Annotated in this window: 5 protein-coding genes; all 5 read left to right on the top strand. The window is 71.6% G+C overall.

Translation table 11 applies throughout. The annotated features are described in order from the left end of the window. Positions 1–4: 4 nt before the first annotated feature. From CSC76_RS18470 to CSC76_RS18450, 5 genes are read left to right on the top strand one after another with little or no spacing between them, the layout of a single operon-like run. Positions 5–1747, top strand: coding sequence for an EAL domain-containing protein (locus CSC76_RS18470; RefSeq protein ID WP_238395095.1), 1743 nt, complete (start codon positions 5–7; stop codon positions 1745–1747). A 2-nt stretch (positions 1748–1749) separates the two neighbouring features. After that, positions 1750–4488: an ATP-binding protein gene (locus CSC76_RS18465; RefSeq protein WP_425500893.1), complete on the top strand. Its 2739-nt coding sequence runs from the start codon at positions 1750–1752 to the stop codon at positions 4486–4488. After that, positions 4485–5684: a DUF4350 domain-containing protein gene (locus tag CSC76_RS18460; protein WP_238395094.1), complete on the top strand. Its 1200-nt coding sequence runs from the start codon at positions 4485–4487 to the stop codon at positions 5682–5684. The genes CSC76_RS18465 and CSC76_RS18460 overlap by 4 nt, the downstream gene beginning before the upstream one ends. Continuing rightward, positions 5681–6682: an AAA family ATPase gene (locus tag CSC76_RS18455; RefSeq protein ID WP_162111420.1), complete on the top strand. Its 1002-nt coding sequence runs from the start codon at positions 5681–5683 to the stop codon at positions 6680–6682. The genes CSC76_RS18460 and CSC76_RS18455 overlap by 4 nt, the downstream gene beginning before the upstream one ends. Further along, entirely contained in the window at positions 6679–7149 is a 471-nt protein-coding gene (locus tag CSC76_RS18450) for a hypothetical protein (RefSeq protein WP_162111419.1), read from the top strand. Before CSC76_RS18455 ends, CSC76_RS18450 begins: the two co-directional genes overlap by 4 nt. Positions 7150–7152 lie beyond the last annotated feature (3 nt).

The raw sequence follows: 7152 nt of genomic DNA, 5'->3' as shown, positions 1-7152 counted from the left end.
CTCGATGAATTCCCTCCCGCAGCCCCCCGTCGACACCGCACCGGCCACGCCGCACACGGAGGCGCCCGCCGCCGCCGCGCCCCAGGCGCCCGAGCCGGTCGATCCCGAATCCCCGTACCGCGTACTGATCGTCGAGGACGACCGCGGGCAGGCGCTGTTCGCGCAGAGCGTGCTGCACGGCGCCGGCATGCAGGCCGAAGTGCAGATGCAGCCGGACGGCCTGCTGGACGCGATGCGCCGCTTCCGCCCCGACCTGGTGCTGATGGACCTGCACATGCCGGGCAAGGACGGCATGTCGCTGACCATGCTGCTGCGCCAGCAGCCCGAATACCTGCACCTGCCGATCGTGTTCCTGACCGGCGACCCGGACCCGGAGCGCCAGTTCGAGGTGCTGGAAAGCGGCGCCGACGATTTCCTCAACAAGCCGATCCGGCCCCGCCACCTGATCGCGGCGGTCTCCAACCGCATCCAGCGCGCGCGCCAGCGCAACCAGGCGCTGCAGGCCCCGCGCCCCTCGGTCAACAGCGACACCGGCCTGCCCACGCGCACCTTCGTGCTGCAGCAGTTGGCCGACTCGCTGCAGCGGCAGTCGCGCGGCGGGCTGTTCTTCCTTGAGGTCAACAGCGCGCTGAGCCTCCGCGAACGCTACGGCTACGCGGTGTTCGAACACCTGATGAACCAGGCGGGTCGCCAGCTGGCCGCCGCCGCATCGCCGCACCCGGTGGCGCGCCTGAACGCCAACAGCTTCCTGATGCTGGCCGACGGCGTGGACGAAAGCACGCTGCCGGCACTGGCCCAGCAGCTACGCGACGGGCTGGGCAGCCATGATTTCCAGACCCGCGCCAACGAAGTGCTCAAGCTGCGCAGTTCGGTGGGCTATACCGCGCTGTCGCTGGGTTTCGCCGACGCCGGCAGTGCGCTGGAGGCGATCGAGCGTGCGGTGCTGCAGGCCCGGCTGAAGCCCGACAGCGTGGCCGAGTACGTCCCGGCCGAGATCGACGACGATGCCCCGCGCATCTCGCTGGAGGACGGGCAGTTCGAGCTGGCCTACCAGCCCATCGTGGCCGTCGCCGGCAGCGAGCAGGCGCAGTACCAGGTGCTGCTGCGCATGCGCCAGCCCGACGGCTCGCTGCTGCCCGCCTCACAGGTGATTCCCGCCGCCGAACTGGCCGGTGGCATCGCCCAGATCGATCACTGGGTGCTGGAACACGCGCTGTTCGTGCTGGCCGAGCGGCAGGCCCAGGGCCCGTCGCTGCGCCTGTTCGTTTCGCAGTCGCCGCGCTCGCTGGCGCGCGAGTCGCATGCGCAGTGGCTGCTCGACGCCCTGCGCGCGCGCGGCATCGAGGGCACGTCGCTGGTCATCGACCTGCGCCTGGCCGATGCGCTGATCCACACCGTCACCCTGCGCCAGTTCTGCCAGCAGCTGATGCCGGCCGGCGTGCAGTTCTGCCTCAGCCAGTTCGAGCCGGGCGCCGAAGCCGATGCGCTGCTCACGCAGTTGCCGCTGGGTTTCGTGCGCGTGTCCAGCAAGTACGCCAGCGCCCACGCCGACATGCAGCTGCGCGACCAGCTGCGCGGGATCATCGACAACGCCCACCGCCAGGGCCTACAGGTGATCGGCCAGCAGATCGAGGATCCGCAGGCCGCCGCGGCCATGTGGATGGGCGGCGTCGACTTCATCCAGGGCAACCTGGTGCAGGCGGTCGGCAGCGAACTCGGCTTCGACTTCCACAACGCGGTGCTGTAACGATGCCCGCCGCCGGACGGACGCCGGTGATGCCCTGGGTGACGGCCGCGTTCGCCGCGGCATCGCTCGCGTCGGTCGGGTTGCAGCAGGCCGGCATCGCGGGCCCTTGGCTGCCGGTCGCCCTGGGCAGCGGTGCCTGCACCCTGGCGTCCGCCATCGCGACTGCGCTGCAGTCGCGTGCCCAGGCGCACCTCCAGGCCGGCATCCAGGCGCGGGCGGCGATGGCCGAATCCGGACGCGACGGTCTGCAGCGCGACCTGCAGCGCCACGACCGCCTGGAACAGGAGCTGCTGCGCGCCAAGCAGGCCGCCGAATCGGCCGCGATGGCGAAGGGCGAGTTCCTGGCCACGATGAGCCATGAGATCCGCACGCCGCTCAACGGCATCGTGCCGATGCTGGAGATGCTGTCGCGCGCGCCGCTGGCGCCGGACCAGCGCGAGATGCTGAGTACGGCGACCGCGTCTTCGCACCAGTTGCTGCGCATCGTCGACGACATCCTCGACTACTCCAAGCTGGAAGCGAACAAGCTGGACCTGGAGATCACCGGGTTCAACCTGCGCGAACTGCTCGACAGCGTGCTGCAGCTCATGTATCGGCCGGCCGAGAACAAGGGCCTGCGCCTGAGTCTGCAGCTGGATCCTGCCGTGCGCCTGCCGGTGCGTGGCGACCCGGTGCGCCTGCGCCAGGTGCTGACCAATCTGGTGGGCAACGCCATCAAGTTCACCGATCGCGGCTCGGTCACGCTGGTGGTGCGCCGGCTGGGTGAGACGGCGGCGCAGCACCTGCTGCGCTTCGAGGTGCGCGATACCGGCATCGGCATCGAGGAAGATGCCCGCCACCGCCTGTTCCATTCCTTCAGCCAGGCCGACGCCTCCACCACGCGCCTGTACGGCGGCACCGGGCTGGGCCTGGCGATCTGCCGGCGCATCGTCGACCTGATGGGCGGGCGCATCGACGTGGTGTCCGAGGTCGGTCGCGGCTCGACGTTCTGGTTCGAAGCGCCGCTGATGAAGGTCATCGGCGACCTGCGCCAGCGCGACAACGGCGTGCTGGACCACGGACGGGTGCTGATCGTGTCGCCCGATGCACGCCTGCGCCAGCGCCTGACCCTGCTGGCCACCAACTGGGGCATGCAGCCCGTGGCGGTGGAGACCACGCAGGAGGCGATGGATCGGCTGCGCCTGGTCGGCGAGCAGGGACAGCAGGACTACCTGGCCGTGCTGGCGGACATCGGCGGCATCCGCAGCACCGCCCTGGCACTGCACCGGGCGATCGCGCGACGGCCCTCGCCGGACGCGCTGCGGCTGGTATGGCTGTACGGTGACGAGGCCGTGCCGACCGAACTGCAGCCGCGCAGCACGCAGCTGTCGCGGCAGTCGCCGGATGCGGACCTGCGCGCCGCCCTCACCGGTGCTGCGCCGGAGCAGGACGCGGCGGACCTGCTGCCGACGATGGAGGAGATCTTCCCGGAACCGGTGCGCGAGCCGGCCCCGGCCGCACCCATCATCGATGCTTCCGCATCACCGCAGGCCCCCGCTTCCGTGGCCACGCCCGCCGTCGTCGAATCGGCTGCTGCGGCCCCGGAACCCGCCATCGTCAGCGCCATGCGCACCGAACCGCGCCTGCTGCTGGTGGAAGACAACCCGGTCAACCTGCTGGTGGCGCAGAAGCTGCTGGCCGCGCTGGGCTTCAACTGCGACACCGCCGCCAACGGCGACCTGGCCCTGAAGCGCATGCAGGCCGACGCGTTCGACCTGGTGCTGATGGATTGCCAGATGCCGGTGCTGGACGGCTACGCCGCGACGCGCCGCTGGCGCGAACTGGAAGCCGAGCGCGCCGACGGTACCCGCCTGCCCATCGTGGCGATGACCGCCAACGCGATGGCCGGCGACCGCCAGCGCTGCCTGGACGCGGGCATGGACGATTACCTGGCCAAGCCGGTCTCGCGCGAACAGCTGGAAGGGTGCCTGCATCGCTGGCTGCCGGACCGCATGAATTTCGTGCTGCGCAACGCGGCCCCGGTCCCGCCCGCCGCACCGGCCCCGCCGCGCGATGCGCCCCCACCGCCGACCCTGCCGATCGTGTTCGGCGACCAGCGCGTCGATGACCGTGCGTTCCGCAAGGCGGCCGACCAGGCGTACCGCGATCCGCTGCTCGACCGTCGGCACACCCAGACCTCGTGGGAACGACGCCAGCGCGCGCCGGAACAGGACCCGGAGGTGGCGGTCCGCGACAAGGCCCTGCTGGGCGGCATTGGCAACGTGGTGGCCTTCATCGGCGAATGGGGCCTGTGGCTGGTCGTGGGCGTGCTGGTGCTGGCCCTGCTGGTGACGGTGCGCCACTGGTGGCCGTGGATGCGGGGCCTGGCGCGCTCGCCCGCGGTGGCGCCGGAGCCGGCCGTGACCGAAGCCCTCACTTTGCCCGAGACCCTGCCGGAGGACATCGCCACCGCGGCCCGGCGCGCATGGCGCGAAGGACGTCCGCGGCATGCGCTGGCGCTGCTCTATCGCGCCAGCGTGGACAGCATGGTGCGGCGCGCCGACATCGTGCTGCCGCCGGGCGCGACCGAGGCCGAGTGCCTGCGCGCCTCGCGCCGCATGCCGCAGGCGGCGGACCGCCAGGCCTTCGCGCGCGTGGTCAGGATCTGGCAGTACGCGGCCTATGCGGAGCGGCTGCCGGATGACGACGAATTCGAGGCGCTGCTGGGCGAACTGCAGCAGCGCTACGGGTGGGTGTCGTGACCGCGGCGCGTCGCAACGGCCGACTGGTGGGCGTGGCCGTGCTGGTGGTCGCCCTGGTGCTGGTGCTGCTGGTGGCGTGGTTCCGGCACACGTTCCACCGGGTCGAGAAGACGCTGTACCTGCCGCCCACCGGCGAAGCCGCCTACAACCCGCTGTACGCGCTGGCGAAGACGCTGGAAGCCGATGGCGTGAAGGTCAACGCGCGCCAGCGCCTGCTGCTGGACGACAACGCGCTCGCGCCCACGGACACGCTGCGGCTGTTCCACGATCCGCGCACGCTCTCGCCCCCCGACGCCGAACGCCTGCTGGACTGGGTGGAAGGGGGCGGCCACCTGCTGGTGCGCACGCCGCTGTATTCGCCGGGCGAGGATGTGGCGGGTCCGGATGCACCGCGGGTTCCGCTCCTCGACCGCTTGTCGGTCTGGCTGGTGGAAGAGAGCCCGGGCTGCGTGGATTTCCAGGTCGAGGGCGAAGACCACCACGTCGAGTTCTGTACCGGCCGCCGCTTCGCCTTCGAGGGCGAGGTCCCCGAGCTCGCGTGGGGCGACCTGCAGGCCGGGTATGTCTACGCGCGACTGGCGCGCGGCCGCGGCCATGTGGACCTGCTGGCCGACTTCGATTTCATGACCAACACCGCGTCGCGCCCGCTGGCGCGGCAGGCGATGGACATGCCGCCCGACGGCGGCCTGCGCGACGGACCGCACCGTGCGCTGGCGCGTCAGGTGCTGGCCCCCAACTACGGTCTCGGCACGGTGCACCTGGTCTATGCGGCGCAGATGCCCTCGCTGTGGCGCACGGTGCTGCTGCGCGGCTGGATGGTGTGGGCGCCGCTGCTGCTCGCGCTGGCGACCTGGCTGTGGATGCGCATGCAGCGCTTCGGTCCACCCGTGCCGGCGCCGGCGGCGGAACGCCGCTCGTTGCTGGAACACGTGCGCGCCAGCGGCGAGCACCTCTACCGTTACGGTCGCGGCGTCATGCTGTACGCCGCGGTCCGCCAGGCTTTCCTGGCGCGCCTGCGCCGCCGCGATGCGGTGGCCGCCGCGCTGTCGGGCGAGCCGCAGGTGGCCGCCATCGCCGAGCGCACCGGCCTGCCCGCCGACCGCATCCGCACCGCCCTCCATGCGCCTGCCCCGCCCGACCGGCAGGCTTTCCGCGACCGCATCCCCCTGCTGATCCACCTGAGAAACCGCCTATGAACGACCAGACCGCCGCCGCCTCGCCCGCGCTTCCCCCGACGCCCGGCACTGCGCTGTCCGCGCGCGTCGATGCCGTGCGCGAGGAGGTGTCCAAGGCCTTCATCGGCCAGCCGGACGTGCTGGACCAGATCCTCATCGCCCTGCTCGCCGGGGGTCACGTGCTGATCGAGGGCGTGCCCGGCCTGGGCAAGACGCTGCTGGTGCGCGCGCTGGCGCAGGCGCTGGAACTGACCTACGCACGCGTGCAGTTCACGCCGGACCTGATGCCCGGCGACGTCAGCGGCCATGCGGTCTACGACCCGAAGACCGAGAGCTTCAAGATCCGTCGCGGCCCGGTGTTCACCCACATCCTGCTGGCCGACGAGATCAACCGCGCACCGGCCAAGACCCAGTCGGCGCTGCTGGAGGTGATGCAGGAAGGCCAGGTGACCATCGAAGGAAAATCGTTCGAACTGGCGCCGCCCTTCATCACCCTGGCCACCCAGAACCCGGTGGAGCAGGAGGGCACCTATCCGCTGCCGGAGGCGCAGCTGGACCGGTTCCTGCTGAAGGTGCTGATCGACTACCCGGCGATCGAGGACGAGAAGCGCATGGTGGATGCCATCACCACCGGCCGCACCGCCGCCGACTTCGACTTGTCGCAGGTCGGGCGCGTGCTGGGCGCGGCCGACATCGTCGCCATGCAGCGCGACACCGCGGCCGTGCGGGTGGATCCGGAAGTCATCGACTATGCCGTGCGCATCGTCGCCGCCACGCGCACCTGGCCCGGCATCGCGCTGGGCGCGGGACCGCGCGGCAGCCTGGCGCTGGTGCGCGCGGCGCGTGCGCAGGCGGTGCTGCAGGGGCGCGACTTCGTCACCCCTGACGACGTGCGCGACATCGCCCGGCCTGCGCTGCGCCACCGCATCACCCTGGCGCCCGAACTGCAGATCGAAGGCCAGTCGCCGGACGATGCGCTGCGTGCGTTGCTGGCCAAGGTGGACGCGCCCCGGAAATGAGGCCGGCACCGCTGCTCATCGCCCTGATCGCAGGCGGGGGTCTGGCCGGCCTGGCCGTGCCCTTCCTCGGCTGGCCGCTGTGGCAATGGCAGTTGGCGGGCGGCGCGATGCTGGCGATCGCGGCGCTGGATGCGTGGCGCCTGCGGGGCCGGCCCACGCCGGACGTGGTGCGCGAAGTGCCGGAAGCCCTGCCGCTGGGCATCGAGCGCGACGTGGCGCTGTGCTTCGAGACGCACGTCCGGCAGCGGCTGGAGGTATTCGACCTGCATCCGGGTGGATGGACGTCGTCGGGCCTGCCGCGCCGGCTGTCGCTGGCGCCGGTGTCGGCGACGCGCTTCACCTACCGCCTGCGTCCCACCGCGCGCGGCGATGCCCGCTTCGACGGCGTGCAGCTGCGGTTGCGCTCGACGCTGGCGCTGTGGCGGCAGTCGCGCGTGGCCGGCGTGCCGCAGCGGGTGCGCGTGTAAACC

Origin of the sequence: Pseudoxanthomonas mexicana, from assembly GCF_010093385.1 — a bacterium.
Taxonomy (GTDB): domain Bacteria; phylum Pseudomonadota; class Gammaproteobacteria; order Xanthomonadales; family Xanthomonadaceae; genus Pseudoxanthomonas_A; species Pseudoxanthomonas_A mexicana.
Note: the sequence above shows the minus strand (reverse complement) of the source record. Positions and strands in the feature narration are given on the sequence as shown.

Excerpts from the sequence above, each read along its gene's own strand:
- CSC76_RS18470 (WP_238395095.1), top strand. The coding sequence starts at position 5 with ATGAATTCCCTCCCGCAGCCCCCCGTCGACACCGCACCGGCCACGCCG.
- CSC76_RS18465 (WP_425500893.1), top strand. The coding sequence starts at position 1,750 with ATGCCCGCCGCCGGACGGACGCCGGTGATGCCCTGGGTGACGGCCGCG.
- CSC76_RS18455 (WP_162111420.1), top strand. The coding sequence starts at position 5,681 with ATGAACGACCAGACCGCCGCCGCCTCGCCCGCGCTTCCCCCGACGCCC.
- CSC76_RS18450 (WP_162111419.1), top strand. The coding sequence starts at position 6,679 with ATGAGGCCGGCACCGCTGCTCATCGCCCTGATCGCAGGCGGGGGTCTG.